Genomic DNA, 25,201 nt, shown 5'->3' with positions numbered 1-25,201 from the left:
GCGGAACAGTCGAGCGGAATAGGCTCGACCGTTCACAGCGTCCTCGCTGTGTTTTTTCAAAGGAACCTCGCCCCAGCTGATGCTGGAGACGGGGTATCAACTAAATCTGGCGTTGATTTTTGGCACGCTGTTGAGTTCTCAAGGAACGGTCGCTTCCTTTGTACTCACCCTCTCGGGCTTTCCTCCGGGCTTCCCTTCGGTGTTTCCGACTCTATCAGACCGTTTTCCGATCCGATTTCCTCGGTGCTTTCCAGGTTCTCGCTCTCGCGTTTCCCTTTCCGGCGGTTCCGACTCTATCAGACTCTTTTCAGTGCCTGACTCCCGGTCGGGGGGATTGTCTTGGGCTTTTCGGCTTTCGCCGTTCGGCCTTTCGACATTCACTACGTTAGCCGATTCCCCCTCGGACTCATAATCGAGTCCCGGCGGATTCAATTCGGACGTGCGGGCACGTCGAATGGACCCCCGCCAAGGGGAAGTCATAGGTAGTGGGTTGGCCGCTTCCGTCTACTGGCGATCGCCAGTACCCGGTTCAAGCGGCTCGGAGTACATTACGCATCTTCCAAGAGCGAGTCAACGTGACCTGCGTCTCGGTGCATGAGGGCGGTAGGGGCTCACCGTCGGGTCGCCGTCCACCCAGTAGCGCCAGGGGTGCACCTCGCCGTCGCCGCCGTCACCGGCGACGCCTGTCCTCGGGCCGTTGCGCACCTGGCCGGGCGGGACCGGGGTGCCGGTGAGGAGGTGGAGCGGGTCGGCCCCGGGGTCGCACACGTCCGCGCCGTCCAGGGAGCGGTCGATGTCCAGGGCGGTGGCCAGGCGGGCCGGGCCCTTGGCCAGTTCCTTGTCGTTGCGGGCCGAAAGGCGGCGCTCGCGGGCCAGCTCGGCGCCCTCCACGATCTCGCCGGCGCGGAGCAGTACCCCGCTCGCCCTGCCCTCGGGGCCGCAGACAAGGTTCATGCAGTGCCACATGCCGTAGGTGAAGTAGACGTACGCGTGGCCGGGCGGGCCGAACATCACGCCGTTGCGGGCGGTGCGACCCCGGAAGGCGTGGGAGCCGGGGTCGTTCGGGCCGTCGTACGCCTCGACCTCGGTGAGGCGGACGATGATCGGGCCGTCGGGGGTCGTGCGCACCAGGAGGCGGCCGAGGAGGTCGGGGGCGACCTCCAGGACGGGACGGTCGAGGAACTGCCGGGGCAGTGGCGTACGGTCCGATGGCGTGATCATGCCCTCCGAGGGTAGTGCAGCCCCGGTCGCCGTCATGGCGGAACCGGTCGGACCCGGATCGCGTTTGTACGGGGCGAAGGTCCATTCGTAAGGGGAGAGTAAATGGCGTTCAAGAAGCTGCTCGCGAGCCTGGGGGCCGGTGGCGCCTCGGTGGAGACGGTGCTGACCGAGGTCAATGTGGTGCCCGGTGGGGTCGTGCAGGGCGAGGTCCACATCCAGGGCGGCTCGGTCGCGCAGAACATCGAGGGGCTGTCGGTCGGGCTCCAGGCCAAGGTCGAGGTGGAGAGCGGCGACCAGGAGTACAAGCAGGACATCGAGTTCACGCGGGTACGGCTCGGCGGTGCCTTCGAGTTGCAGGCGGGGGCGGTGCACGCGGTGCCGTTCGGGCTGGAGATCCCGTGGGAGACGCCGGTCACGATGATCGACGGGCAGGGGCTGCGCGGGATGCACATCGGTGTGACCACCGAGCTGCAGATCGCGCGTGCGGTGGACTCCTCCGACCTGGACCCGATCAACGTGCACCCGCTGCCCGCGCAGAAGGCGATCCTGGACGCCTTCATCCAGCTGGGCTTCCGCTTCAAGAACGCGGACATGGAGCGCGGTCACATCCGGGGCACCCGGCAGCGGCTGCCGTTCTACCAGGAGATCGAGTTCTTCCCGCCGTCGCAGTACCGGGGTCTGCACCAGGTCGAGATCAGTTTCGTGGCCGACGAGCACGCCATGGACGTCGTCCTGGAGATGGACAAGAAGCCGGGCCTGTTCAGCGAGGGCTCCGACACCTTCCGTTCCTTCCAGGTGGGCCTGCACGACTTCCACGCCACCGACTGGGCGGCGTACCTGAACCAGTGGCTGTCCGAGGTCGGCAGCCGCCGCAACTGGTTCTAGGCTCGGGGAACACTGAACGGAAATCGCGATCAGGAGGTACCGAGGTGACCGAGCTCAAGCGGCGGCCGCTCCCCCATGACTTCCATCCGCCCGTGCCGTCGTTCACGGTGACGAGTGACGACATCGAGCCGGGCGGGGTGCTCAAGGGCGCTCAGGTCTACGCCGATGGGAACATCTCGCCGGAGCTGAGCTGGGAGGGGTTCCCGGCGGAGACGAAGAGCTTCGCCGTGACCTGCTTCGACCCGGACGCGCCGACCGGCAGCGGGTTCTGGCACTGGGTGGTGTTCGACATCCCGGCCTCGGTGACGTCGCTCCCGGCCGGGGCGGGCAGCGGGAAGTTCGACGGGCTGCCCGAGGGCGCGATTCAGGCGCGCAACGACTACGGGACCAAGGACTTCGGCGGGGCCGCCCCGCCGCCCGGGGACGGCCCGCACCGCTATGTGTTCACGGTGTACGCCGTGGACCAGGAGAAACTCGGTCCGGACGCGGACGCCTCGCCAGCCTTCGTCGGCTTCAATCTGCGGTTCCACGCGCTGGCGCGCGCCCAGCTCATCGGGGAGTACGAGAACCCCGCGCAGAGCTGATCGCCGCTTCGGTGTTTGCCCGCCCCTGGTCTTGGAAGTGATCAGGGGCGGGCGCTTTTTTATTGCGTTGTCCATCTCGACGCGCCCGTCCAGAGTTGATCCACGTCCGCCGGGGGGTGGGCGGGCACACGGGAGGTGGGCTTGATGCGTGGCACCTTGGTCCTGAACGCGAGCTTCGAACCGCTGTCGACGGTGACGCTGAACCGTGCTGTCGTGCTGGTCCTCCAGGACAAGGCGGTCGTGGAGCAGGCGCACCCCGTGCTGCGGATGCGCGGCGCCGATGTGGACATACCCGCGCCCCGGGTGATCCGGCTGTGCAGATATGTACGGGTGCCGTTCCGAAGACAAGCGCCCTGGTCGAGGCGGGGTGTGCTGGTGCGGGACCGGCACCGGTGCGCGTACTGCGGGCGCTCGGCGAGCACGGTCGACCATGTGGTGCCCCGGGCGCAGGGTGGTGGGGACACCTGGCTGAACACGGTGGCGTCCTGCGCGGAGGACAATCACCGCAAGGCCGACCGGACTCCGGAGCAGGCGGGGATGCCGCTGCTGTGGGAGCCGTTCGAGCCGACGCCCGCGGACGCGATGCTGCTCGCGCTGGGGCACGAGGACTTCGACGCGCTGCCGGACTGGCTGGCGCTGAAGGCCGCGTAGGCCGGAGATACGGCAGCGGGGCCCGCCTTCCTGACGAAGGCGGGCCCCGCTGTCGTACGGCCTCGTGCGGACCGGTGTCAGTCGATGGACGGGCGCTCGCGGCGGTCGGAGCCGGTGCCCTTGTTCTGCGGGGGGACGGAGCTGCCGCCACCGCCGCCGCCGCCGAAGTTCCCGAAGTTGCCCATGGCGCCGGAGAGGCCCTTGAGGGCGTCGCCGATCTCGCTGGGGACGATCCAGAGCTTGTTGGCGTCGCCCTCGGCGATCTTCGGGAGCATCTGGAGGTACTGGTAGGAGAGCAGCTTCTGGTCGGGGTCGCCCGCGTGGATGGCCTCGAAGACCGTGCGGACGGCCTGGGCCTCGCCCTCGGCGCGCAGGGCGGCGGCCTTGGCCTCGCCTTCCGCGCGCAGGATCTGGGACTGCTTCTCGCCCTCGGCGGTGAGGATCGCGGCCTGGCGCGTACCTTCCGCGGTGAGGATCGCGGCGCGCTTGTCACGGTCGGCGCGCATCTGCTTCTCCATCGAGTCCTGGATGGAGGTGGGCGGCTCGATGGCCTTCAGCTCGACGCGGTTGACGCGGATGCCCCACTTGCCGGTGGCCTCGTCGAGGACGCCGCGCAGGGCCGCGTTGATCTCCTCGCGGGAGGTGAGGGTGCGTTCCAGGTCCATGCCGCCGATGATGTTGCGCAGCGTGGTGACGGTCAGCTGCTCGATCGCCTGGATGTAGCTGGCGACCTCGTAGGTGGCGGCCCGCGCGTCGGTCACCTGGTAGTAGATGACGGTGTCGATGTTGACGACCAGGTTGTCCTGGGTGATCACCGGCTGGGGCGGGAAGGGCACGACCTGTTCGCGGAGGTCGATGCGGTTGCGGATGGTGTCGATGAACGGGACCACGATGTTCAGGCCCGCGTTCAGGGTCCGCGTGTAGCGGCCGAAGCGCTCGACGATGGCGGCGCTGGCCTGTGGGATGACCTGGATGGTCTTGATCAGGGCGATGAAGACCAACACCACCAGAATGACCAGGACGATGATGACCGGTTCCATCGTGTTCCCCGTACCCCTCTCCGCCCGGACGTGCCCGGCAGATCCCTTGATTGTCGAAGATCTTGCTGGTCGAGTCTGTCAGACCGTTGCCCGCCTCGTGGGCGGATGAACCAGCTCATGGCTGAACCGGCTCGTGGCCGCTGCCTCAGATGACGAGCGCGGTGGCCCCCTCGATCTCCACCACGTCCACTTCCTGGCCGACCTCGTAGGCGCGTGAGGCGTCCAGGGCGCGGGCCGACCAGATCTCCCCGGCGAGCTTGACGCGCCCGCCGGAGGCGTCGACGCGCTCCAGGACGACCGCCTGTTTGCCCTTCAACGCGTCCACTCCGGTGGCCAGTTGGGGGCGCTGCCGGTCGTGGCGCAGGGCGATGGGGCGGACGACGGCGATGAGGGCGACGGAGACGATCACGAAGGTGAGCACCTGGATCACCACGCCGAAGCCGAGCCCCGCCACGACGGCCGCGGCCACCGCGCCCACCGCGAACATGCCGAATTCGGGCATGGCGGTGATCACGAGGGGGATTCCGAGCGCCGCAGCGCCGACGAGCCACCACACCCATGCGCCGATGTCGTCCACGGGCTCATGGTAGGGCCGTGGAGCGGGCCGCCGACAGGGTGCGGACGGGGCCGTCCGGATCAGGACCGGATCAGGCCGGGATCAGGCCCGGACCGGGTCCGGATCAGGACAGGGGCAGGCCGCGCGCAATCCAGCGTTCGCCGACCTGTTCGACGACAAGCGGGAGGCCGAAGCACAGGGAGAGGTTGCGGGAGGTGAGTTCCAGCTCGATGGGGCCCGCGGTGAGGACCTTGCCCTGGCGGATCATCAGGACGTGGGTGAAGCCCGGGGCGATCTCCTCGACATGGTGGGTGACCATGATCATGGAGGGCGCGATGGGGTCGCGGGCCAGTCGGCCCAGGCGGCGGACCAGGTCCTCACGGCCGCCGAGGTCGAGTCCGGCGGCGGGCTCGTCCAGGAGCAGCAGCTCGGGGTCGGTCATCAGGGCGCGGGCGATCAGGGTGCGCTTGCGCTCGCCCTCGGAGAGGGTGCCGAAGCGGCGGTCGAGGAAGTCGCTCATGCCGAGGCGGTCGAGGAAGGCGCGGGCGCGCTGCTCGTCGACGTCCTCGTACTCCTCGTGCCAGCCCGCGGTCATGCCGTAGGCGGCGGTGAGGACGGTCTGCAGGACGGTCTGGCTCTTGGAGATCTTCTCGGCCATGGCGATGCCGGCCACGCCGATGCGGGGGCGCAGCTCGAAGACGTCCACCTTGCCGAGGGTCTCGCCGAGGATGGTGCTGGTGCCCTTGGTGGGGAAGAGGTAGCTGGACGCGACATTGAGGAGGGTGGTCTTGCCCGCGCCGTTGGGGCCGAGGATGACCCAGCGCTCGCCCTCCTTGACCGACCAGTTGACCTGGTCCACCAGAGCCCGGCCCTCACGGACCACGGATACGTCCTGAAGCTCCAGAACATCGCTCATGAGCGCGTTGTCTCCCCTTGCGTTGTGGCCGGTCTCGGCTGTCGCGTACGCCTGTGGCTCGGGCCGCCACGCCAATGGGCGCAGCCCATATGAAATCTACGCCACGAGTGTGGTGCTCCATTCCATCGGTCCGGTCCTTAGGGTGGGGGGATGCTCACGGAACCGCGTTCAGGACGCCTCGCCGCTTGGGGAAATGCCCTCTTGGCCGGACTTGTCTCCCCGGATGACGCCGCGCTCGCCGTGGTGGGCGAGGACGCGGTGCACCGGGTCGAGGGGCTGCCGGGCGAGGAGGGCGTGGTCGGGCTCACGCTGGCGCTGGGGCGGCTGCGAGGGCTCGGGGTGACGGGGTTCCGGGTGGCGCTGCCCGCGCCGGGGCATCCACTGGGGCTGAGCGGTCCGCCGGAGTTCAACGCGCGGGCGCTGGAGGCCGAGGAGGCGGTGGTGTGCTCCGGGGCGGCCTTCGGTCTGGTTCCTGAGGTGTACGAGGCGGGGCCCGAGGGTGACGTGCACACCGAGGTGGTCTGGCAGGTGCTGCCGGTGCGGGCGGCGCCGCCCGCCGACGTGCCCTCGCTGGGCGAGGCGGAGCGGGAGCTGGCGGAGGCGCTGCGCGAGGCGACGGAGGTGCTGACGCGGCTGGACGTGGCGGCGTCGGGTCCGGTGGCCGAGGCGGCGATCGACGCGTACCGGGCGCGGGCCGAGGCGCCGCGTCGTGCGGGGGTGCGGGTGACGGGCGGCCAGGGGTACGAGGTGCTGTCGCCGGGGTATCCGCCGCGCGCGGTGCGGGTGCTCGAGCTGGCGGAGCGGATCGGGCTGCTGGTGTCCCTGGCGTACGGGGACGGGCACGGGGGTGCGGTGAGCGCGTCGGAGATGTCGGCGCGGGCGGCGGCGCTGCGGCCGGTGGAGCGTACGGCGCGGCGGGCGCGGGTGGCGGCGTACAACTCGGTGGTGGAGGAGCGGGAGCGGCGCTGAGGCGTCCGGTGTCCGGGCGGACGCAGGGCCCCCGGTGGGGGTGCCGGGGGCCCTGCGGGTCTGTGGGGGCGCGTCAGCCGTTGATGCCCGTGTTGCCGAAGGCCGGGTTCAGCAGGCCGATGACGTCGATGGTGTTGCCGACGACGTTCACCGGGACGTGCACCGGCGCCTGGATGACGTTGCCGGAGACGACGCCCGGCGAGGCCGTGGCCGCGCCGGAGGCGCCGCTGCTGGCGGAGGCCATGCCCGCGCCCGCCGCGATCAGTCCGCCGGTCACCATCGTCACGGCCGCGGCCTTCTTCAGGTTCTTCATGTCCAACCCCTCCTTGGCATTCGCCGCGGCGGTTCGCCGCGGCACGCACTGGAGAACGGCGGGGGCCGGACGAGGTTGCGCCGTACGGGTGACATTCCCACGACGGTATGAATCTCGGATCGGACGGTGACCTTTCGGATCGCCGTTCGTAGGGCGGGAGTTGACCGTGTTTCAGCCGGTCACACCGTGCCGTACCGCCCACAGTGCGGCCTGGGTGCGGTCGGCCAGGTCGAGTTTCATCAGGATGTTGGAGACGTGCGTCTTGACGGTCTTCTCGGACAGGACGAGGGCGCGGGCGATCTCGCGGTTGGAGCGTCCGTCGGCTATCAGACTCAGCACCTCGCGCTCCCGGTCGGTGAGTGAACCGCCCCTGCCCTGGCCGGGGTTGGTCTCCTCCTGGGAGAGCAGCGCGTCGGCGACCTCGGCCTGGAGCAGGACGTGTCCGGCGTGCACGGAGCGGATGGCGGCGGCGAGGGCGTCGGGGTCCACGTCCTTGTAGACGTACCCGGCGGCGCCCGCGCGCAGGGCGGGCACGACCGTACGGCGCTCGGTGAAGCTGGTGACGATCAACACCCGGGCGGGGTTGTCGAGTTCGCGGAGCCGACGCAGGGCCTCTATGCCGTCGGTGCCCGGCATCTTGACGTCCATGAGGACGATCTCGGGGCGCAGCTCCTCGGCCAGGGCGACTCCTTCGGCGCCGTCGGCCGCCTCGCCGACGACCTCGATGTCGTCCTGCACCTCCAGGAAGGTGCGCAGGCCCCGGCGGACGACCTGGTGGTCGTCGACGAGGAGCACCTTGATCGGGTCAGCCACCGGGCACCTCCATCTCGATCGCGGTGCCCTTGCCGGGCGCCGATTCCACGGTCAGCGTGCCGCCGACCCCGCTCGCGCGGTCCCGCATGGAGACCAGTCCCAGATGGCGTCCGGCGCGGCGGACGGTCGTGGGGTCGAAGCCTTCGCCGTCGTCGGTGACGCGCAGGACGACGCCGTTGCCGCGCCGGGCCATGCCGACCTGGACGTGGGCCGCGCCGGAGTGGCGCAGGGCGTTGTGCAGGGCCTCCTGGGCGACCCGGAGCAGGGCCTCCTCCTGGGCTGCGGGCAGGGCGCGGATGCCGTGCCCGGTGAAGGTGACGCGGGCGCTGTGGGCGCGGTCGAGGACCTGGACCTGGGTGCGCAGGGTGGCGACGAGGCCGTCCTCGTCCAGCGCGGCGGGGCGCAACTCGACGACGGCGGCGCGCAGTTCGTCCGCCGCCTCCGCCGCGAGGGCGGCCACCTGGTGCAACTCCTCCTTGGCGCGGGCGGGATCGCGGTCCACGAGGGCGGTCGCGGCCTGGGCGGTCAGGCGCAGCGAGAACAGCTTCTGGCTCACCGCGTCGTGGAGTTCGTGCGCGAGGCGGGAGCGTTCCTCGGCGATGGTCAGCTCGCGACTGCGTTCGTAGAGGCGGGCGTTGGTGAGGGCGATGGCGGCGTGCTGGGCGAGGATGCCGAGCAGATCCTCGTCCTCGGCGGTGAAGCCGCAACCGCCCTCCGGCTTCTGGCAGTTCTTGTTGGCGAGGAAGAGGGCGCCGATGACCTCGTCACCGTCGCGGATGGGCAGCCCGAGGAAGTCGGCCAGTTCGGGGTGGGCGTCGGGCCAGCCCTCGAAGCGGGGGTCCTGGCGTACGTCCGCCAGTCGCTCGGGGCGGGCCTCCCGGAGCATCGCCGCGAGGACGCCGTGCTGGCGGGGCAGCGGTCCGATGGCCCGCCACTGCTCGTCGCTCACCCCGTCCACGACGAACTGGGCGAAGCCGCCGTGGTCGTCGGGGACGCCGAGGGCGGCGTACTGGGCGTCGAGCAGTTCGCGGGCGGAGGCGACGATCGTCTTGAGGACGTCGCGCACCTCCAGATGCCTGCTCATGGCCAGCAGCGCGGAACTCACCGCGGCGAGGCCGGACCGGGTGCCGTGACTCATGTCCTCACGGTACCGGCGGGGTGCGCCGGGGCGGATCGGCCGGGTGACCTGCCGTCCGGGCCGCTGGACGTAGGGCCTGGGGCGTAGGCCGCCGGACCCCGGTGTCCGGTGGGGCCCGGGACGTACGGCGAAGGGACCGCGCGGGTCGGGGCCGCAGGCCGAGGTGGGCGGGGGCGGGCCGTTCCTAGGTTGGGGTCACCGTCCGCCGGGGCGGTCGAGGTGAGCCGAGGGGTTGGTGAGGATGGCTGTCGCGATCATCACGGGGGCGTCGAAGGGACTGGGCCGGGCGCTGGCGGGCGCGCTGGCCGCGCGGGGCTGGGATCTGGTGCTCGACGCGCGGGGCGAGGGGGCACTGAAGGAGGCCGCCGGGGCGGTCGCCGGGCACGGCACGCGGGTGGTGGCCCTCGCCGGGGACGTCACGGACGCCGGGCACCGGTCCGCGCTGGTGACGGCGGCGCGGCGGCTGGGCGGGGTGGATCTGCTGGTGCACAACGCGAGCGCGCTGGGCGCCGAGCCGCTGGTGCCACTGGCGGAGCTGCCACTGGACGGGCTGCGGCGGGCGCTGGAGGTGAACACGGTCGCCGCCCTTGGCCTGGTCCAGGAGGCGCTGCCCGCGCTGCGGGCAGCGGCGGGCGCGGTGATCACGGTCAGCTCGGACGCGGCGGTGGAGGCGTACCCCGACTGGGGTGGTTACGGCGCCTCGAAGGCGGCCCTCGACCACCTCGCGGCGGTGCTCGCCGAGGAGGAGCCGGGGCTGCGGGTGTGGGCGGTGGACCCGGGTGACATGGCGACCGGGCTGTACGCGGCGGCCGTACCCCTGGACGACGACCCGCGTCCCGCGCCCGAGAGCGTGGCGCCCGCGTTCCTGCGGCTGCTGGAGGAGCGGCCGGGGAGCGGGCGGTACACCGCCGGGGCGCTGCTGGAGCGGCGGTGAGTACGGCCATGGGGATGCCCTCGCTGCCGTCGTCGCCGTCCTCGCCGTCGCTGCCGTGGGGGAAGGTGCCCCGGGAGCTGTCCGCGCGGGTGCCCGCCGAGCAGCGGGGCCCCGGGCGCGGCCGGGATTCCGTACGGCTGCTGGTCTCGCGCGGTACGGAGGTGTCGCACCACGCGTTCCGGGAGCTGCCCGGGCTGCTGCGGGCCGGTGACGTGCTGGTGGTGAACACCTCGGCCACGCTGCCCGCCGCCGTGGACGGGCGGGCCGGGTCCGCGCCTGTGGTGGTGCACTTCTCGACCCGGGGTGACGACGGGCGGTGGGCCGTCGAGCTGCGGGATCCGGACGGACGCGGTACAACGCGCGCGCGGGCGGGCGGGCCCGCGCAGACAGAGGTGGGGCTGCCGGGCGGGGCGCGCCTCGTCCTGGAGGAGCCGCTGGCCGGGAGCGACAGTGGCGCGGGCGGGCGGCTGTGGTGGGCGCGGGTGTCGGGGGCGCCGGTCGCCCGGGTGCTGGGCGAGTACGGCCGTCCCATCCGCTACTCCTATACGACGCGGGACCAGCCGCTCGCGGCGTATCAGACGGTGTTCGCGCTGCCGTCGGCGGACGGGGCGGGCAGTGCGGAGATGCCGAGCGCGGCGCGGCCGTTCACGGCGCGCACGGTGGCGGAGCTGGTGAGCCGGGGGGTGTGGCTGGCGCCGGTGACGCTGCACACGGGGGTGGCGTCGGCGGAGGCGCACGAGCCGCCGTATCCGGAGCGGTTCGCGGTGCCGGAGGCGTCGGCGCGGCTGATCGGGGCGGCGCGGTCCTGGGGCGGGCGGGTGATCGCGGTGGGGACGACGGCGGTGCGGGCCGTGGAGTCGGCGGCCGGGTCCGACGGGGTGGTGCGGGCGGCCGGGGGCTGGACGGAGCTGGTGGTCACGCCGGAGCGCGGGGTGCGGGCGGTGGACGGGCTGCTGACCGGGCTGCACGAGCCGGAGGCCTCGCATCTGCTGATGCTGCGGGCCGTGGCGGGGCGGGCGGCGGTGGAGCGGGCGTATGCCGAGGCGGTGCGCGAGCGGTACCTCTGGCACGAGTTCGGGGACGTGCACCTCCTCCTGCCGGGATGAGTGCTTACGCAAAGCGCAGCGCCGGCGACGCCGAGTGAGAAGGGGGCGTTACCGGTGTGAGCCCTCGCATAGGGCGCACATCACGTACGAACGGACATAGGAGACAAGGTATCCCACGGTGAACGGGACAGATGCTCCAATCTGTCCCGTTTTGCCCTTACCTGATCCACTATCCCGGGTCGTACGTCACATCATTGCCATGGCATTTTGCGGCCGCTAAGAATTGCTCTCGTCGCTCAGCGCCGCGGGTTCCCCCGCGGCGTTCGTGCGGGAGGAGCCGATTCCTCCGGCGGACGCAGGAGCGACCTCCGCGCTCACTCGAAGAGGTCCATCAGCCATGCCCCAGAACATTTTCGACACCGATCGTCTCAGTCGTTCCATGAACAAGCTCGGCACCTTCGCCTCGGCCAAGGTGAGCAAGTTCAACGCGCTCGACAAGCAGCGCAAGATCGCGGTCGCCGGTGTGAGCACCCTCGGTGCCGCCGCCATCGCCTTCGCCGCCGTTCCCGGTGGCAGCACGGCCGTCGCCACCGGCGTCCCGGCCGCGCACACCCAGGTCGCCGCCGAGCACTCCCAGGTCCAGGACCTGAAGAGCACGTTCACCGACCCGGCCGCCAACCAGCAGGTCAAGCTCGACGCGATCGCCGCCAAGGCGAAGGCCGAGGCCGACGCCGCCGCCAAGAAGCGCTCCGCCGACGCCGCCGCGAAGAAGAAGGCCGCCGCCGACGCCGCCCGCAAGGCCGAGGCCGCGCGCAAGGCCGCCGCCGCCCGCTCCGCCAAGAAGCCCGCGAGCCGCTCCGCCGAGCGCCCGCAGATGGAGACGGTCGCCGCGCGCACCTACGCGAACAACCTCGACGGGTGGATCCGCCACTCGCTCGACATCATGCACGCCAAGGGCATCCCGGGCAGCTACAGCGGCCTGCACCGCAACATCATGCGGGAGTCCTCCGGCAACCCGCGCGCCATCAACAACTGGGACATCAACGCGATCAACGGCATCCCCTCCAAGGGTCTGCTCCAGGTGATCCCGCCGACCTTCGCCACGTACCACGTGTCCGGTACCTCGTGGAACATCTACGACCCGGTCGCGAACATCACCGCCGCCGCCAACTACGCGGCGCACCGGTACGGCACGATCGACAACGTCAACAGCGCGTACTGAGGCCGGCGCGGACCTCTGAGACACGCCGAAGGGCGGCATCCCTACGCCGGGGATGCCGCCCTTCACGCACCTCGGGAGGCCGCTGCTCGCGCCCGTCCCGTTCGTGCCCGCCCTACTTGCGCATGACCTCCGGCTCGTGCCGTCGCAGGAAGCGCGAGACGAGGAAGCCGCACAGCACACCCAGCGCGATCAGCGCCACCATGTCCAGCGTCCAGGCCCCGGCCGTGTGGTTCCACAGCGGGTCCGTGCTGGTCGGGTCGTCGGTGTTCGGGGCGATGTTGTTGAAGTCCAGCGTGGTGCCCGCGGCGGCCACCGCCCAGCGCGACGGCATCAGGTACGAGAACTCGTTCACCCCCGGGGTGCCGTGCAGGGCGAAGAGGCAGCCGGTGAACACGACCTGGACGATCGCGAACATCACCAGGAGCGGCATGGTCTTCTCGGAGGTCTTCACCAGCGAGGAGATCACCAGGCCGAACATCATCGACGTGAAGCCGAGCGCCATCACCGGCAGGCACAGCTCGAGCAGCGTCGAGCCGCCGAGCACCACCCCGCGGTCGGGGATCTCCCGGCTGGAGAAGCCGATCAGGCCGACCATGAGGCCCTGGAGCACCGTGATCGCGCCGAGCACGACCACCTTGGACATCAGATAGGCCGAGCGGGACAGACCGGTCGCGCGCTCGCGCTCGTAGATCACCCGCTCCTTGATCAGCTCACGGACCGAGTTCGCCGAGCCCGCGAAGCAGGCGCCCACCGCGAGGATCAGCAGCACGGTCGTCGCCGTGCCGTTCGGGATGTGGACACCGGCCTTGTTGACCGGGTTCACCAGCAGATCCTTGCCGTGGTCGATCAACAGGCTGACCGCGCCGAGCACGGCGGGCAGCAGCACCGTCAGCGCCAGGAAGCCCTTGTCCGAGCCGATGACCGCGACGTACCGCCGCACCAGCGTCAGCAGCTGGGAGCCCCAGCTCTGCGGCTTGGCCGGTTTGGCCGCCTTCGCCTTGGGCACCGCCACCGACTGCGGGGCCACCGCGTCGATGTCGGCGGCGTACATCTGGTAGTGCTGCGAGCCCTTCCAGCGGCCCGCCCAGTCGTAGTCGCGGTAGTTCTCGAAGGCGGAGAAGACGTCGGCCCAGCTGTCGTAGCCGAAGAAGTTCAGCGCCTCCTCCGGCGGGCCGAAGTAGGCCACCGCGCCGCCCGGCGCCATCACCAGGAGCTTGTCGCACAGCGCCAGCTCGGCCACCGAGTGGGTGACGACCAGGACGGTACGGCCGTCGTCCGCGAGGCCGCGCAGCAGCTGCATCACGTCGCGGTCCATGCCCGGGTCCAGGCCCGAGGTGGGCTCGTCCAGGAAGATCAGCGACGGCTTGGTCAGCAGCTCCAGGGCCACCGAGACGCGCTTGCGCTGGCCGCCGGACAGGGAGGTGACCTTCTTGTCCTTGTGCACGTCCAGCTTCAGCTCGCGCAGCACCTCGTCGATGCGGGAGTCGCGCTCGGCGGGCGTGGTGTCGGCCGGGAAGCGAAGCTTGGCCGCGTACTTCAGCGCCTTCCGGACGGTCAGCTCCTTGTGCAGGATGTCGTCCTGCGGGACCAGACCGATGCGCTGGCGCAGCTCGGCGAACTGCTTGTAGAGGTTACGGCTGTCGTACAGCACCTCGCCCTCGTTGGCGGGCCGGTAGCCGGTCAGCGCCTTGAGCAGCGTGGACTTGCCGGAGCCGGACGGGCCGATCACCGCGATCAGCGACTTCTCCGGGGCACCGAAGGACACGTCCTTCAGGATCTGCTTGCCGCCCTCGACCGTCACGGTGAGGTGGCGGGCCGAGAAGGAGACCTCACCGGTGTCGACGAACTCCTCGAGGCGGTCGCCGACGATCCGGAACGTGGAGTGACCGACACCGACGATGTCGTCCGGGCCGAGCAGCGTCGTGCTGCCCTTGCCGATCGGCTGGCCGTTGACGTACGTGCCGTTGTGCGAGCCGAGGTCGCGGATCTCGAAGCGGCCCTCGGGCGTCGTCCGGAACTCGGCGTGGTGCCGGGAGACCTGGAGGTCGGAGACGACCAGGTCGTTGTCCAGCGAGCGGCCGATGCGCATGACACGGCCGAGGGCGAACTGGTGGAACGTGGTGGGGCTGCGGTCGCCGTAGACCGGCTCGGCGGGGGTCTTGTCGACGCCCTGGTCCGGGGCGGGGTGGTGCTGGTGCGGGATCTGGGCGGGCTGGTGGGTGCCCTGCCAGTCCGTGTCGGCGGCGCCCGGCTGGGGCTGGGGGGCCTGCTGCTGGGGGGTCTGCTGCTGCGGGCCCTGGCCCCAGGCGCCCGCGCCCTGTGCGGCGTACGGCGTTCCCTGCTGCACCTGTGGCACCGCTTGCGTCGGCATCGCGTGGTGGGCCTGGTGCGGCTGGGTCTGCTGACCGCCCGAGAGGTTCACCTGCGGGCCGTCGGTCGCGTTGCCCAGGTGCACCGCCGCACCGGCTCCCAGCTGCGCCTGGCTGATCCGACGGCCCTGCACGAAGGTGCCGTTGGTGCTGCCGTGGTCCTCGATGACCCAGCCCTGGCCGTCGAAACGGACCGTGGCGTGGCGCCAGGAGACCCTGGCGTCGTCGAAGACGATGTCGCCCCGCGGATCACGTCCGAGGGCGTAGGACCTGGACGGATCGAGCGTCCAGGTCCGTCCGTTTGATTCCAGTACGAGTTCCGGCACTCCATGCCCCACTGAGTTGTCCCCCGAATTACCCCCGACACAGGGAGTTTAGGGATGTCGAACATCGTGGGGAACTATTCCAGGCGGAGGGCTGTCGTCCCAATCCGGTCCGGGGGCCGCGTGCTTGCGTGCGCTTCGGCTCGCGCCGTTGACGGGGTGGAAAACGGGTCGGAAAGTGGTAATCCCCTCGCGGGGGACGGGTTGCCTCCGGCGGCTCGCGGGCGTCTCGGGGGCGGATCGGGGGCTGGCATGGGGTCTGCGGGTGCGCTGCGGGGGCCTTCTTCGCGTTCGTTGCCCTGGGGGGACGCGGTTCTTTCCGCTGTCGCGGGGGTCGGGTGGGCGTTCGTCGGGATGGGGGGTACGGCGGCGCTCGGGTTGCATCTCGTCGGGGCGGATGGTCGGGGGGCGTTGGGGGCGCTCACTGCTGCCGTCGTGGCGCTTGCGGTGGGGGGTTCTGTTTCGCCGTCCGTCGACATGTCCGCCTTCGGGATGACCGGGGGTGAGGCTCATGTCGCCTTTCAGGCAACGCCATTGGGGGTGAGTCTGGTGGGGGCGTTGCTGCTGGGGTGGTTCTTTCTGCGGTCCCTGCGGGTGGGGGTGGGGCGGGTCTCTGCGGCCGAACTGCTGGTGCGGGCTGGTGTGTTGGTCGCGTTGTTCGTCGTCGGGGTCGGGGGGCTGGCCTGGGTGGGGCGGGGGGTGGTCACGCTCGATGGGGGTGCGCTGGGGCTGCGCCGCGGTGCGGGGAGTGGTGGGGGGTGGCTCCGGGATCTGGTGCATGCCCAGGCCGCTGTTCGGTTCGCCGTGGACTTCGGGGGGACGGTGGTGGGTGGGCTGGTGTGGTGTGTCGCGGTGCTGGCCATCGGCTTGCTCGCTTCGCGTCGCGTGCCGGTGCCTCCGGCGTGGGCGGGGGTGCGGGCTGCTGTTTCGGCGGTCGTCAGGGTGTTGCTGGTCGCCGTTGTGGCGGGGATCGCTGCGGCTGTCTATGCCTCGGTCGGGGACGATCATCCTCGGCGGATCGCTGGCGCGGCGTTGCTGGGGGCGCCCAACGGGGCTTGGCTTGCTGTGGCGTTGGGGTTGTTCGTGCCGTGGGACGGGCGGGCGAGTGGGGTGCTGCGGGTGGTGCTTCCGCATCCCGTCGACCGGTTTCTGGCCGACTCCCCCGGGCGGGCCGTCACCGTGGGGCGGCTGGCCGAGCTGGATGGGCGGGTGTGGGTGCTCGTCGTGGGGGCGGCGGTGTTGACGGTGGCGGCGGGGGTGTTGACCGCCGTGCGGGCTCCTTCGGGTACGCGGCGACTGGCCTTGTGGTGTGGGGTGCGGCTGGGGGGCGTCATGGCTGTCGCGTTGCCGTTGCTTGTGTGGCTTACCCGTACGTCGGTTCAGGCTTCGGTGTCTGTGCTGGGGTTCGATGCTTTGGGGGCGGGGGTTGTGGGGCGGCGGGCGAAGGGGGCTGGTGGGGGGCACGGCGTGGTGAGTGGGCCCTACTCGCCTAGCCCGCCCTATCGGGTGCCTAACCCCGACACGAATCCGTATCTTCGGCTGCCCGAGGTGCCGCCGGGGTCGGGCTCGGACGATGTGTCCGGGGCGCCCACTGTTGCCAGTCCTGCGCTTCCGCCTCCGCCTCGGCGGCGGTCCGGGAAGCCGTCCTCCGATCAGGGGCCGCCGCCTCCGCCGCCTCGGGCGCCGGGGGGCTGACGCGCCTGCGGTTCGGGGGGGGCGGGGCCGCGGCGGGGGGTATCCGTCCTCGGTCCGGCGCGCTGTTTGCTGACATAGGCACCCTGTGTTTTCGCCGGCCGCTGCGGGCGGACACCCCCCGCCACGTCCCCTCACCGCCGTACGCGGGTGCGGCGCCGCCTCGCGAAGGGGCGCGGGGCGAACTCCATCGACGCCGTGTGCGGGTGCGTGGTCGCTCCCCGCGAAGGGGGACAGGGGTGGCTCCCTCGGTGCCGGTGCCCCCAAGCGGAGCGTTCCGGTAGGTGGACCCGGAGGCGGTCGGCACCGGGTGCCGGATACGGTGGGGGGACCATGAGCGCTACGGAGAACGCCGCTGTGCAGGCTGTTGACGACCCGACTCTGTTGGTGAAGATATTCGGGAAGGACCGGCCGGGGATCACGGCCGGGCTGTTTGACACGTTGGCCGCGTTTCGGGTCGATGTGGTGGATATCGAGCAGGTTGTCACTCGGGGGCGGCTGGTGCTGTGTGCGCTGGTTTCGGCGCCGCCGGTGGGGCTTGAGGGGGATCTGCGGGCCACTGTGCACAGCTGGGCCGAGTCGATGAAGATGCAGGCCGAGATCATTTCGGGGCATGGGGACAACCGGCCTCGGGGGGTCGGGCGGTCTCTGGTGACCGTGCTGGGGCATCCGCTCACCGCTGAGTCGACCGCTGCCATCGCCGCGCGGATCGCGCAGGCCGGGGGGAACATCGACCGGATTTTCCGGCTGGCCAAGTACCCTGTCACGGCTGTGGAGTTCGCCGTTTCCGGGGTGGAGACCGGGTCGCTGCGCAGTGCGCTCGCCGCCAGCGCCTCGGCACTCGGTGTCGACATCGCCGTCGTGTCGGCGGGGCTGCATCGGCGGGCGCAGCGGCTTGTGGTCATGGATGTGGACTCGACGCTGATCCAGGACGAGGTCATCGAGCTGTTCGCGGCGCACGCGGGGTGTGAGGCCGAGGTGGCCGAGGTGACCGCCGCCGCGATGCGGGGGGAGCTGGATTTCGAGCAGTCGCTGCATGCCCGGGTCGCGCTGCTCAAGGGGCTGGATGCCTCGGTCGTCGAAAAAGTGCGGGATCAGGTGCGGCTCACGCCGGGGGCACGGACCTTGATCCGGACGCTGAAGCGGCTGGGTTATCAGGTCGGCGTTGTCTCCGGTGGGTTCACGCAGGTCACCGACGATCTCAAGGAGCGGCTGGGGCTGGACTTCGCTCAGGCCAACACGCTGGAGATCGAGGACGGCAAGCTGACCGGGCGGGTCACCGGGGAGATCGTGGACCGGGCGGGCAAGGCGCGGCTGCTGCGTCGGTTCGCCGCCGAGGCCGGGGTGCCGCTGTCGCAGACCGTGGCCATCGGTGACGGGGCCAACGATCTCGACATGCTGAACGCCGCCGGGCTCGGTGTCGCCTTCAACGCCAAGCCCGTCGTCCGCGAGGCCGCCCACACCGCCGTCAACGTCCCCTTCCTCGACACCGTCCTCTACCTCCTCGGCATCACCCGTGAAGAGGTCGAGGCCGCCGATACCCACGACGAGGACTAGCACCGAGAAGGGGTCCTGCGCCGCTTGCGGTGCAGGACCCCTTCTTCAGCTTCCCGTCATTCCGACGGGGTCCAGTACTCGGTCAGCGTCGCCTTGCCCGGCTCCAGGTTCTTCCAGTCGCCGTCGTACGACAGCACCGCGAAGGCGGCGGCGGGGAAGCCCCGGCGGTTCATGCGGTCGCGGGCGTCGCCCTCCGAGGAGCCCGCGAGGAGGTCGGCCAGGTGGTGCACGCCGGGGTTGTGGCCGATGAGGATCACCGTGCGGACGTCGTCCGGGGTCTCGTTGAGTACGGCGATCAGCTCGCCGGGGGAGGCGTCGTAAACCCGGTCCTCGTAGACCGTCCTGGGGCGGTGGGCCAGCTCGTGGACGGCCAGCTTCCAGGTTTCGCGGGTCCGCAGGGCGGTGGAGCAGACGGCCAGGTCGAAGGCGAGGCCGGTGTCGGCCAGTCTGCTGCCCGCGACCGTGGCGTCCGTACGGCCCCGCTCGGCGAGGGGGCGTTCATGGTCGGAAACCTGGGGCCAGTCGGCTTTCGCATGGCGGAAGAGGACGATCCTGCGGGGTTCGGCGACGCTCATGGCACCCAGCTTCGCACGAAAGATGTGCCCTGGCGCAGGGAGTTGACATGCGGATTCACCGTACGAGCCAGGGTTTCGCACACCGTGGGCTCACCGTACGAGGAGTGTGCGTATCTGTTCGACGAGATGGGCGAGCACGGGTTCGCCGGTGGCCGCGTGGGCCTCGGAGGGGTTCAGGATCAGTGCGAGCAGGATCGTGAACGCCAGGACGGGCAGGGCCAGGGCCCACCAGGGCAGTCGCGTGCCGTCGGCGCCCGTGGTCGCCGGGTGGTGGGTGCGGACGGACATGGTCGCCTCCGTCGGTCTTCGCAGCGGGTGCCGCGACCCCGCGTCGCGGCACACTTCGAAGGTACGGAATCACCGTCCGTGGGCCTATCAGGAAGGCCACCCACTTCACCCTGAGTCCCGCCCCCTAGGGGACGGGGGGTCAGCCCTACCTCCGGGCGCGGATCAGGGCGAGGCGATCGTCGCGATGATGCCGATGATCACGAAGACGACGAGGAACGAGCCGAAGACGAGGAGCATCTTCTTCTGGCCGTTCTTCGGGTTCGGGTCGAGCACAGGCTGCATGGCGTCAGTCTCGCACCCTTCGTCCGGTACGGGTCCGGCGGGGGCGGCTCAGCGGGCCGCCTCGTCCTCCACCGTGCGGTCGCGGCCCGCGAGGACGCCGACGATCATCTGCGGCACCATGAGGCCCGCCATCAGCGCGAGCGGTACGCCCCAGCCGCCGCTGCGCTGGTAGAGCACGCCGACAAGGAGCGGGCCCGGGATCGAGAGCAGATAGCCGGTGCTCTGCGCGAACGCCGACAGCTGGGCCACGCCCGGACCGCTGCGCGCCCGCATGCCGACCATGGTCAGCGCGAGCGGGAACGCGCAGTTGGAGACGCCGAGCAGCAGGGCCCACGCCCAGGCGCCGGAGGCGGGCGCGAGGTAGAGGCCCGCGTAGCCCGCGAGGCCGCACGCGCCCAGGGTCAGCACGATCGGGCCCTGGTGGGGCAGCCGGGCGGCGACCCTCGGGATCACGAAGGCCAGGGGCACGCCCATCACCATGGTGACCGCGAGCAGGACACCCGCCGTGCTCGCCGGTACGCCCGCGTCCCGGAAGATCTGCGGCATCCAGCCCATGGTGATGTACGCACCGGTCGCCTGGAGCCCGAAGAACACGGCCAGCGCCCAGGCGGTACGGCTGCGGGTGATCCGGAGGGGTGCCTGGTGCGCTGCGAGGTCCGGCACCTTGGGGGAGGCTCCCCCGGCGGCGCCCGCACCCGCGCCTTCCTCGCGCTTCCTGACCAGCGGCAGCCACGGCACAATCGCCGCCCCCGCCAGCGCCGCCCAGATCGCCAGGCCCGGCTGCCAGCCGCCGAGCGCGTGGGCCAGGGGGACGGCGACCGCCGCCGCCACTGCCGTGCCCGCCGCGAGGGCCATGGAGTACAGGCCCGTCATGGAGCCCACGCGGTCCGGGAACCAGCGCTTGACGATGACCGGCATCAGGACGTTGCTGACGGCGATGCCCATGAGCGCGAGCGCGCTGGCGGCGAGGAAGCCGGGGGTGCCGCCGATGAAGGGGCGGAGCAGGAGTCCGGCGGTGATGGCGGTCATGCCCGCGCAGACCACCGCGCCCAGGCCGAAGCGGCGGGCGAGGCGGGGCGCGGTGGCGCCGAAGACGGCGAAGCACAGCGGAGGTACGGAGGTCAGCAGGCCCGCCACGCCGCCGCTCATGCCGAGCCCGTCGCGGACCTCCTCCAGGAGGGCGCCGAGGCTCGTGATGGCCGGGCGGAGGTTCAGCGCGGACAGGACGATGCCGACGACCAGCAGGCGCGTCATCCACGCGCGCGGGGAGGCGGACGCGGTGTCGTGTCCGTCCGTACCGCGCGCGGTGCGCGGCTCTTCCGTACGGGCCGCCACGGTCCCGGTCTCTTCACTCGCCATGGGGACCATCATAGAATCATGGGATGATTGGTTGTCCATCCCCGGAGCGGTCGCACCCGGCGTTCGCGTGCGAAGGTGTGCCATGCCCCTGAGTCACCCCCGACGTTCGGCGCTGTCCGAGCAGGTCATCGCCGAGCTGCGGAATCAGATCGCCTCCGGTGAGTGGCCGGTCGGCTCGCGCATCCCCACCGAGCCCGAGCTGGTCGAGCAGCTGGGCGTCGCCCGCAACACCGTCCGCGAGGCGGTCCGCGCGCTCGCGCACAACGGTCTGCTGGACATCCGCCAGGGCTCCGGCACGTACGTCGTGGCGACGAGCGAGCTGGCCGGGGTGATGCACCGCAGGTTCGCGGACGCCGATCCCCGGCACATCGCGGAGCTGCGGTCCACGCTGGAGTCGGCGGCGGCGCGCATGGCGGCCGGGCGGCGCACCGAGAAGGACCTCAAGCAGCTCGACGCGCTCCTGAGCAGGCGCGAGGAGGCGTGGGAGACCGGGGAGGCGGAGGCGTTCGTGGCGGCCGACGCGACCTTCCATCTGGCCGTGGTGGCGGCCTCGCACAACGACGTGATGACGGCGATGTACGCCGACCTCGGCGAGGTGCTGCGGGACTGGCTGCGCGCCGACGTGAGCGACGGGCTGACCCCCGAGACGCACATGGACCACGCCCGTCTGGTGGACGCGATCCGCGCGGGCGACGCGGAACTGGCCGCCATGGAGGCCGCCAGCTATCCGTTCCTGTGCCGCGCGGGCAGGCTCAGCGCACCTTCTGGTGGCTGATCCACACCGAGCGGATCTCCTTCCAGCAGCGCCCGGTCAGCTTGACCGTCATGGCCGCGTCGGTGTCCACGGGCGCGCTGTCGGTGTCGATGTCCCACCAGCGGGCGCACTCGATGTGCAGGCGGACGCGGTCGGTGTCCACGTAGGGGTTGTGGCAGTACGACACCACGTGCGAGCCCTCCACGGCGGTACGGCAGGCGGCGCCGAAGAGGCTGGGGGCGGGCGCGGAGTCGTCCGCGCGGGCGGGTGCGAGCGCGGACGACGGCAGGGTCAGGACGAGGGCCAGGGCCGCGGTCACCGGGGCCAGGCTGCGGGACAGGCGCACAAGGGAACCTCCTCGGCCGGGCTGCGGAGGGGCGGGCGCGGCAACGCCTGCTTCGAGCGTGCGGCGCGGGGGCCGGTACGGCCCGGCAGGTGAGCCGAACGAGTGACGCGGCTCGGGTGAAGCGGACGTACCTCTTGCGAGTGACAGCCCCTACGGGACGAGGCCCGCACCCCTTCCGGGATGCGGGCCTCGCGGCACCGATACGGCGCGACAGCTACGGCACGGCTGCGGCTCAGGCGCCGATCGCGTGCAGACCGCCGTCGACGTGGATGATCTCGCCGGTGGTCTTCGGGAACCAGTCGCTCAGCAGGGCGACGATGCCGCGACCGGCCGGCTCCGGGTCCTTGAGGTCCCACTCCAGCGGGGAGCGGGTGTCCCACACGGCGGCGAGGTCGGAGAAGCCCGGGATGGACTTCGCGGCCATGGAGCCGAGCGGACCGGCGGAGATGAGGTTGCAGCGGATGTTCTGCTTGCCCAGGTCGCGCGCCATGTAGCGGCTGGTGGCCTCCAGGGCGGCCTTGGCCGGGCCCATCCAGTCGTACTGCGGCCAGGCGTACTGCGCGTCGAAGGTGAGGCCGACGACCGAGCCGCCGTTCTGCATCAGCGGCAGGCAGGCCATGGTCAGCGACTTCAGGGAGAAGGCGGAGACGTGCATGGCGGTGGCGACCGACTCGAACGGGGTGTTCAGGAAGTTGCCGCCGAGCGCGTCCTGCGGGGCGAAGCCGATGGAGTGGACGACGCCGTCCAGGCCGCCCAGTTCCTCGCCGACGATGTCGGCCAGGCGCGCGAGGTGCTCCTCGTTGGTGACGTCCAGCTCGATGACCTTGGCGGGCTTCGGCAGCTTCTTGGCGATGCGCTCGGTCAGCGTGGGCCGCGGGAAGGCGGTCAGGATGATCTCGGCGCCCTGCTCCTGCGCGAGCTTGGCCGCGTGGAAGGCGATGGAGGACTCCGTCAGCACACCCGTGATCAGGATGCGCTTGCCCTCGAGAATTCCGCTCATGGTGATCAGTGACCCATTCCCAGTCCGCCGTCAACGGGGATGACGGCTCCAGTGATGTACGAGGCGTCGTCCGAGGCGAGGAAGCGCACGGCGGCGGCGACCTCCTCCGGCTGCGCGTAGCGGCCGAGCGGCACCTGCGACACGATGCCCTTGCGCTGCTCGTCGGTGAGCGCCTTGGTCATGTCGGTGTCCACGAAGCCGGGGGCGACGACGTTGAAGGTGATGTTGCGCGAGCCCAGCTCACGGGCGAGGGAGCGCGCGAAGCCGACCATGGCGGCCTTGGAGGCGGCGTAGTTCGCCTGCCCGGCGGAGCCCAGCAGACCGACCACGGAGGAGATCAGGACGACGCGGCCCTTCTTGGCGCGCAGCATCCCGCGGTTGGCGCGCTTCACGACGCGGAAGGTGCCGGTGAGGTTGGTGTCGATGACCGAGGTGAAGTCCTCCTCGGACATGCGCATCAGGAGCTGGTCCTTGGTCACGCCCGCGTTGGCGACCAGGACCTCGACCGGGCCGTGCTGCTCCTCGATCTCCTTGTACGCCTGCTCGACCTGCTCGGGGTCGGTGATGTCGCACTTGACCGCGAGGAAGCCCGCCGGGGGCTCACCCGAGCGGTACGTGATCGCGACCTTGTCGCCTGCGTCGGCGAAAGCGCGGGCGATGGCGAGGCCGATGCCCCGGTTGCCTCCGGTGACGAGAACCGAGCGGCTCAACGGATCACCCTTTCGATTAGCGGTCTGCAGCGTTCCGACAATCCGCCCGGACGAATCGACGTCCGTCGGACAGGCGGCTTCACCGAAAACCTATCGGTCGCGCCGCGTCCGAGGGCAAGCGGGCACCGACAGTGGCTCACGGCGAGTGCTGTGGGATTCCTACAGGCTGGAGTGTCGTCAGTCCGCCACGCCGGGGGCGTAGGCGGGCAGCCCCTCGGCGCGGGCCGTTTCGAGCATCCTGCGGTCATACGTCACCACGGCTGTCAGGTCGTCGCGCAACGACAGCGCACTGGCCACATGGATCGCGTCCAACGTCCGCAGCCGCCCGACCAGCAGAGCCGCTCCGTCACGCACCTCCCGGGTGAGGAGGATCTCGGTGATCCGGGCGTCCAGATCCTCCATCGCCTTCGGAAAGTGCCCCATGAGATCCACTGTCCGTACGGTCTCCACGAAGCCGAGCGTGCTGGTGGCGAGTATCTCGGTGACCTGCTGCTGTAGGAAGGCGTCCAGGTCACCCCAGTAGTTGCGGCGGGTCATCCACGTGACCAGCGCGGATGCGTCCATGTAGATCAACGGTCGTCCTCCTCACGCTCGGCCAGGAGCAGCGCCAGAGGATCGACGTCTTCGGGCACCTCGTAATGCGGCATGTCGTGCCGGTCGGCAGCGGTGACCGGCTTCAGCTTGATCTTCCCTTGGGCCACCAGGTGCGCGTACCGCTCCATGGGGCCACCGGCCGGAGACAGTATGGCGATCACGTTGCCGTGCCGGGTGACCTGAATCGCCTCCCCCTTCTCGACACGGGCGAAGACCGCGCTGGGGTTGTACGAGAACTCGCGGACGGAGATGGTGCTCATGCCAGGCTCCCTCGCTTCGACCGGTTGTGCCTACATATAGCCGATCGTACCCACAAACCTAGCGGCTCATCGGGGGTGGCAGCGGGAGCTGCGGCGATGACGGCGGTCCCCCGGGAGTCCGGCACCGGCCCCCCCCCCGTCGGCTCGCGGTGCGGAACCGGCGGGAGGGCGCGAGCGCGCCGCTTCGCCGCCCGGTTCGACCTTCCCGCCGGTGAGGGTGTGCTGGTCATCGAGCCGGGGTCGCCGTGTCCGGCGTGAGAGAGCCCTCGTCCTCCACCGGCTTCGCCCGCGTCACCGCGCACTCCGCCCACACCGTCTTGCCCGGCCCCTTGCGGGGCTGGACGCCCCAGCGGGTGGCGAGGTCGGCCACGAGGACGAGGCCGCGACCGCCGTCCGCCTGCTCGGGGCTCAGCACCGGATGCGCGGGGTGCGTGTCGGACACCTCTACGCGGACGGTGCCCGCCGGGTCGTAGCGGAGGCACAGTTCGAAGTCCCTGCCGGGTACGCGGCCGTGGAGCACCGCGTTGGCGGCGAGTTCCGCGACGACCAGGGCGACGGTTTCGGAGCCCTCGCTGTTGTACGGCACGTTCCACTCGTCGAGTTGGAGTACGGCCAGTCTCCGGGCGACGCGGGCGCCGCGCCGGGTCGCGGAGAGACGCTGTACGAACACGCTTACGGGGACGGCCTCTTGGGCCTGTGGTACGGACATGGTCCCAGGGTTCTGATTCCGCCCAGCTGGCAACAGGAACGAAACCCATACAGAGGTAGCTGTACCAGTGCACACTCTGGACTGGGTGGGTTACT

The 25,201-nt window shown here is 70.9% G+C and carries 28 protein-coding genes; 10 read left to right on the top strand and 18 right to left on the bottom strand.

Features of this window, described 5'->3' with window-relative positions:
- Nucleotides 1-570 precede the first annotated feature (570 nt).
- Complete coding sequence (locus tag B079_RS0111220; RefSeq protein WP_018545897.1) at nt 571-1,221, bottom strand: DNA-3-methyladenine glycosylase; 651 nt, start codon at nt 1,219-1,221, stop codon at nt 571-573.
- 102 nt (nt 1,222-1,323) lie between these two features.
- Between B079_RS0111220 and B079_RS0111215 the strand changes: the two genes are divergently transcribed.
- The 3 genes from B079_RS0111215 to B079_RS0111205 all read left to right on the top strand — a co-directional run bounded on the left by B079_RS0111215 (nt 1,324) and on the right by B079_RS0111205 (nt 3,341).
- A complete protein-coding gene (locus B079_RS0111215) occupies nt 1,324-2,106 on the top strand; it encodes a sporulation protein (RefSeq protein ID WP_018545896.1) in 783 nt (260 codons plus the stop codon).
- Nucleotides 2,107-2,150: 44 nt separating this feature from the next.
- Nucleotides 2,151-2,690: a YbhB/YbcL family Raf kinase inhibitor-like protein gene (locus tag B079_RS0111210; protein WP_018545895.1), complete on the top strand. Its 540-nt coding sequence runs from the start codon at nt 2,151-2,153 to the stop codon at nt 2,688-2,690.
- Nucleotides 2,691-2,834: 144 nt separating this feature from the next.
- The gene (locus B079_RS0111205) at nt 2,835-3,341 is read left to right on the top strand and encodes an HNH endonuclease (protein ID WP_018545894.1); all 507 of its coding nucleotides are present in this window, start codon (nt 2,835-2,837) and stop codon (nt 3,339-3,341) included.
- Between the two features lie 77 nt (nt 3,342-3,418).
- On the opposite strand, the gene B079_RS0111200 is transcribed toward B079_RS0111205, so the two are convergent.
- The 3 genes from B079_RS0111200 to B079_RS0111190 all read right to left on the bottom strand — a co-directional run bounded on the left by B079_RS0111200 (nt 3,419) and on the right by B079_RS0111190 (nt 5,853).
- Entirely contained in the window at nt 3,419-4,381 is a 963-nt protein-coding gene (locus B079_RS0111200; RefSeq protein ID WP_018545893.1) for an SPFH domain-containing protein, read from the bottom strand.
- A 145-nt stretch (nt 4,382-4,526) separates the two neighbouring features.
- A complete protein-coding gene (locus B079_RS0111195) occupies nt 4,527-4,958 on the bottom strand; it encodes an NfeD family protein (protein WP_018545892.1) in 432 nt (143 codons plus the stop codon).
- A 103-nt stretch (nt 4,959-5,061) separates the two neighbouring features.
- Nucleotides 5,062-5,853 (bottom strand): ABC transporter ATP-binding protein, encoded by a 792-nt coding sequence (locus B079_RS0111190; RefSeq protein ID WP_018545891.1) that lies wholly within the window; start codon nt 5,851-5,853, stop codon nt 5,062-5,064.
- 150 nt (nt 5,854-6,003) lie between these two features.
- Between B079_RS0111190 and B079_RS0111185 the strand changes: the two genes are divergently transcribed.
- Nucleotides 6,004-6,822: a hypothetical protein gene (locus B079_RS0111185; protein ID WP_051095027.1), complete on the top strand. Its 819-nt coding sequence runs from the start codon at nt 6,004-6,006 to the stop codon at nt 6,820-6,822.
- Between the two features lie 73 nt (nt 6,823-6,895).
- Here B079_RS0111185 and B079_RS0111180 read toward each other — a convergent pair whose 3' ends face one another.
- The 3 genes from B079_RS0111180 to B079_RS0111170 all read right to left on the bottom strand — a co-directional run bounded on the left by B079_RS0111180 (nt 6,896) and on the right by B079_RS0111170 (nt 9,086).
- Nucleotides 6,896-7,135, bottom strand: coding sequence for a chaplin (locus tag B079_RS0111180; RefSeq protein ID WP_018545889.1), 240 nt, complete (start codon nt 7,133-7,135; stop codon nt 6,896-6,898).
- Between the two features lie 171 nt (nt 7,136-7,306).
- Nucleotides 7,307-7,948, bottom strand: coding sequence for a response regulator (locus tag B079_RS0111175; RefSeq protein ID WP_018545888.1), 642 nt, complete (start codon nt 7,946-7,948; stop codon nt 7,307-7,309).
- A complete protein-coding gene (locus B079_RS0111170; RefSeq protein WP_018545887.1) occupies nt 7,941-9,086 on the bottom strand; it encodes a GAF domain-containing sensor histidine kinase in 1,146 nt (381 codons plus the stop codon). Before B079_RS0111170 ends, B079_RS0111175 begins: the two co-directional genes overlap by 8 nt.
- A gap of 241 nt (nt 9,087-9,327) precedes the next feature.
- Between B079_RS0111170 and B079_RS0111165 the strand changes: the two genes are divergently transcribed.
- The 3 genes from B079_RS0111165 to B079_RS0111155 all read left to right on the top strand — a co-directional run bounded on the left by B079_RS0111165 (nt 9,328) and on the right by B079_RS0111155 (nt 12,288).
- Nucleotides 9,328-10,020 carry an SDR family NAD(P)-dependent oxidoreductase gene (locus B079_RS0111165; protein ID WP_018545886.1) on the top strand — a complete coding sequence of 231 codons (693 nt, stop codon included), beginning with the start codon at nt 9,328-9,330 and terminating at the stop codon, nt 10,018-10,020.
- A gap of 8 nt (nt 10,021-10,028) precedes the next feature.
- A complete protein-coding gene (locus B079_RS0111160; protein ID WP_018545885.1) occupies nt 10,029-11,126 on the top strand; it encodes an S-adenosylmethionine:tRNA ribosyltransferase-isomerase in 1,098 nt (365 codons plus the stop codon).
- Nucleotides 11,127-11,505: 379 nt separating this feature from the next.
- Nucleotides 11,506-12,288: a transglycosylase SLT domain-containing protein gene (locus B079_RS0111155; protein ID WP_018545884.1), complete on the top strand. Its 783-nt coding sequence runs from the start codon at nt 11,506-11,508 to the stop codon at nt 12,286-12,288.
- Between the two features lie 112 nt (nt 12,289-12,400).
- On the opposite strand, the gene B079_RS0111150 is transcribed toward B079_RS0111155, so the two are convergent.
- A complete protein-coding gene (locus tag B079_RS0111150; RefSeq protein WP_018545883.1) occupies nt 12,401-14,983 on the bottom strand; it encodes an FHA domain-containing protein in 2,583 nt (860 codons plus the stop codon).
- A 54-nt stretch (nt 14,984-15,037) separates the two neighbouring features.
- On the opposite strand from B079_RS0111150, the gene B079_RS35780 reads away from it, so the two are divergent.
- Together B079_RS35780 and serB are read left to right on the top strand one after the other, a co-directional pair.
- Nucleotides 15,038-16,675, top strand: coding sequence for a streptophobe family protein (locus B079_RS35780; protein ID WP_324604049.1), 1,638 nt, complete (start codon nt 15,038-15,040; stop codon nt 16,673-16,675).
- A gap of 330 nt (nt 16,676-17,005) precedes the next feature.
- A complete protein-coding gene (gene serB / locus B079_RS0111140; protein ID WP_018545881.1) occupies nt 17,006-18,229 on the top strand; it encodes a phosphoserine phosphatase SerB in 1,224 nt (407 codons plus the stop codon).
- Between the two features lie 56 nt (nt 18,230-18,285).
- On the opposite strand, the gene B079_RS0111135 is transcribed toward serB, so the two are convergent.
- From B079_RS0111135 to B079_RS0111120, 4 genes are all read right to left on the bottom strand, one after another.
- Entirely contained in the window at nt 18,286-18,804 is a 519-nt protein-coding gene (locus B079_RS0111135; protein WP_018545880.1) for a SixA phosphatase family protein, read from the bottom strand.
- A 90-nt stretch (nt 18,805-18,894) separates the two neighbouring features.
- Nucleotides 18,895-19,092 carry a hypothetical protein gene (locus B079_RS0111130; RefSeq protein WP_018545879.1) on the bottom strand — a complete coding sequence of 66 codons (198 nt, stop codon included), beginning with the start codon at nt 19,090-19,092 and terminating at the stop codon, nt 18,895-18,897.
- Between the two features lie 162 nt (nt 19,093-19,254).
- The gene (locus tag B079_RS36290; protein ID WP_086022351.1) at nt 19,255-19,374 is read right to left on the bottom strand and encodes an SGM_5486 family transporter-associated protein; all 120 of its coding nucleotides are present in this window, start codon (nt 19,372-19,374) and stop codon (nt 19,255-19,257) included.
- Nucleotides 19,375-19,422: 48 nt separating this feature from the next.
- Nucleotides 19,423-20,733, bottom strand: coding sequence for a CynX/NimT family MFS transporter (locus B079_RS0111120; protein WP_078495918.1), 1,311 nt, complete (start codon nt 20,731-20,733; stop codon nt 19,423-19,425).
- Between the two features lie 82 nt (nt 20,734-20,815).
- Between B079_RS0111120 and B079_RS0111115 the strand changes: the two genes are divergently transcribed.
- Nucleotides 20,816-21,508, top strand: a complete 693-nt coding sequence (locus B079_RS0111115; protein WP_018545876.1) for a FadR/GntR family transcriptional regulator — start codon at nt 20,816-20,818, stop codon at nt 21,506-21,508.
- On the opposite strand, the gene B079_RS0111110 is transcribed toward B079_RS0111115, so the two are convergent.
- The 6 genes from B079_RS0111110 to B079_RS31680 all read right to left on the bottom strand — a co-directional run bounded on the left by B079_RS0111110 (nt 21,486) and on the right by B079_RS31680 (nt 25,106).
- Nucleotides 21,486-21,833 carry a hypothetical protein gene (locus B079_RS0111110; RefSeq protein WP_018545875.1) on the bottom strand — a complete coding sequence of 116 codons (348 nt, stop codon included), beginning with the start codon at nt 21,831-21,833 and terminating at the stop codon, nt 21,486-21,488. The genes B079_RS0111115 and B079_RS0111110 overlap by 23 nt on opposite strands.
- Before the next feature lie 232 nt (nt 21,834-22,065).
- On the bottom strand, nt 22,066-22,833 hold the full coding sequence (fabI, locus tag B079_RS0111105; RefSeq protein ID WP_018545874.1) for an enoyl-ACP reductase FabI: 768 nt from the start codon (nt 22,831-22,833) through the stop codon (nt 22,066-22,068).
- Between the two features lie 5 nt (nt 22,834-22,838).
- Nucleotides 22,839-23,543 (bottom strand): 3-oxoacyl-[acyl-carrier-protein] reductase, encoded by a 705-nt coding sequence (fabG, locus tag B079_RS0111100; RefSeq protein ID WP_018545873.1) that lies wholly within the window; start codon nt 23,541-23,543, stop codon nt 22,839-22,841.
- A 177-nt stretch (nt 23,544-23,720) separates the two neighbouring features.
- Complete coding sequence (locus tag B079_RS0111095) at nt 23,721-24,107, bottom strand: type II toxin-antitoxin system VapC family toxin (RefSeq protein WP_078495917.1); 387 nt, start codon at nt 24,105-24,107, stop codon at nt 23,721-23,723.
- 5 nt (nt 24,108-24,112) lie between these two features.
- Complete coding sequence (locus B079_RS0111090; protein ID WP_018545871.1) at nt 24,113-24,397, bottom strand: type II toxin-antitoxin system Phd/YefM family antitoxin; 285 nt, start codon at nt 24,395-24,397, stop codon at nt 24,113-24,115.
- Between the two features lie 226 nt (nt 24,398-24,623).
- Nucleotides 24,624-25,106 carry an ATP-binding protein gene (locus B079_RS31680; RefSeq protein WP_106432283.1) on the bottom strand — a complete coding sequence of 161 codons (483 nt, stop codon included), beginning with the start codon at nt 25,104-25,106 and terminating at the stop codon, nt 24,624-24,626.
- Nucleotides 25,107-25,201 lie beyond the last annotated feature (95 nt).

Source organism: Streptomyces sp. LaPpAH-108, from assembly GCF_000373625.1.
GTDB lineage: Bacteria > Actinomycetota > Actinomycetes > Streptomycetales > Streptomycetaceae > Streptomyces.
The sequence above is the reverse complement of the archived record's forward strand: the minus strand, read 5'-3'. Positions and strand labels throughout refer to the sequence as shown.

What these genes read in the sequence shown, in the direction of transcription:
- B079_RS0111170 (WP_018545887.1), bottom strand. Translation starts at nt 9,086, where the DNA reads ATGAGTCACGGCACCCGGTCCGGCCTCGCCGCGGTGAGTTCCGCGCTG.
- B079_RS0111180 (WP_018545889.1), bottom strand. Translation starts at nt 7,135, where the DNA reads ATGAAGAACCTGAAGAAGGCCGCGGCCGTGACGATGGTGACCGGCGGA.
- B079_RS31680 (WP_106432283.1), bottom strand. Translation starts at nt 25,106, where the DNA reads ATGTCCGTACCACAGGCCCAAGAGGCCGTCCCCGTAAGCGTGTTCGTA.
- B079_RS0111205 (WP_018545894.1), top strand. Translation starts at nt 2,835, where the DNA reads ATGCGTGGCACCTTGGTCCTGAACGCGAGCTTCGAACCGCTGTCGACG.
- B079_RS0111095 (WP_078495917.1), bottom strand. Translation starts at nt 24,107, where the DNA reads ATGGACGCATCCGCGCTGGTCACGTGGATGACCCGCCGCAACTACTGG.
- B079_RS0111185 (WP_051095027.1), top strand. Translation starts at nt 6,004, where the DNA reads ATGCTCACGGAACCGCGTTCAGGACGCCTCGCCGCTTGGGGAAATGCC.
- B079_RS0111155 (WP_018545884.1), top strand. Translation starts at nt 11,506, where the DNA reads ATGAACAAGCTCGGCACCTTCGCCTCGGCCAAGGTGAGCAAGTTCAAC.
- B079_RS0111130 (WP_018545879.1), bottom strand. Translation starts at nt 19,092, where the DNA reads ATGTCCGTCCGCACCCACCACCCGGCGACCACGGGCGCCGACGGCACG.
- B079_RS0111160 (WP_018545885.1), top strand. Translation starts at nt 10,029, where the DNA reads ATGGGGATGCCCTCGCTGCCGTCGTCGCCGTCCTCGCCGTCGCTGCCG.
- B079_RS0111135 (WP_018545880.1), bottom strand. Translation starts at nt 18,804, where the DNA reads ATGAGCGTCGCCGAACCCCGCAGGATCGTCCTCTTCCGCCATGCGAAA.
- fabI (WP_018545874.1), bottom strand. Translation starts at nt 22,833, where the DNA reads ATGAGCGGAATTCTCGAGGGCAAGCGCATCCTGATCACGGGTGTGCTG.
- B079_RS0111190 (WP_018545891.1), bottom strand. Translation starts at nt 5,853, where the DNA reads ATGAGCGATGTTCTGGAGCTTCAGGACGTATCCGTGGTCCGTGAGGGC.
- B079_RS36290 (WP_086022351.1), bottom strand. Translation starts at nt 19,374, where the DNA reads ATGCAGCCTGTGCTCGACCCGAACCCGAAGAACGGCCAGAAGAAGATG.
- B079_RS0111165 (WP_018545886.1), top strand. Translation starts at nt 9,328, where the DNA reads ATGGCTGTCGCGATCATCACGGGGGCGTCGAAGGGACTGGGCCGGGCG.
- B079_RS0111215 (WP_018545896.1), top strand. Translation starts at nt 1,324, where the DNA reads ATGGCGTTCAAGAAGCTGCTCGCGAGCCTGGGGGCCGGTGGCGCCTCG.
- B079_RS0111115 (WP_018545876.1), top strand. Translation starts at nt 20,816, where the DNA reads ATGCCCCTGAGTCACCCCCGACGTTCGGCGCTGTCCGAGCAGGTCATC.
- B079_RS0111090 (WP_018545871.1), bottom strand. Translation starts at nt 24,397, where the DNA reads ATGAGCACCATCTCCGTCCGCGAGTTCTCGTACAACCCCAGCGCGGTC.
- B079_RS0111220 (WP_018545897.1), bottom strand. Translation starts at nt 1,221, where the DNA reads ATGATCACGCCATCGGACCGTACGCCACTGCCCCGGCAGTTCCTCGAC.
- B079_RS0111200 (WP_018545893.1), bottom strand. Translation starts at nt 4,381, where the DNA reads ATGGAACCGGTCATCATCGTCCTGGTCATTCTGGTGGTGTTGGTCTTC.
- B079_RS35780 (WP_324604049.1), top strand. Translation starts at nt 15,038, where the DNA reads ATGTCGAACATCGTGGGGAACTATTCCAGGCGGAGGGCTGTCGTCCCA.
- serB (WP_018545881.1), top strand. Translation starts at nt 17,006, where the DNA reads ATGAGCGCTACGGAGAACGCCGCTGTGCAGGCTGTTGACGACCCGACT.
- B079_RS0111120 (WP_078495918.1), bottom strand. Translation starts at nt 20,733, where the DNA reads ATGGCGAGTGAAGAGACCGGGACCGTGGCGGCCCGTACGGAAGAGCCG.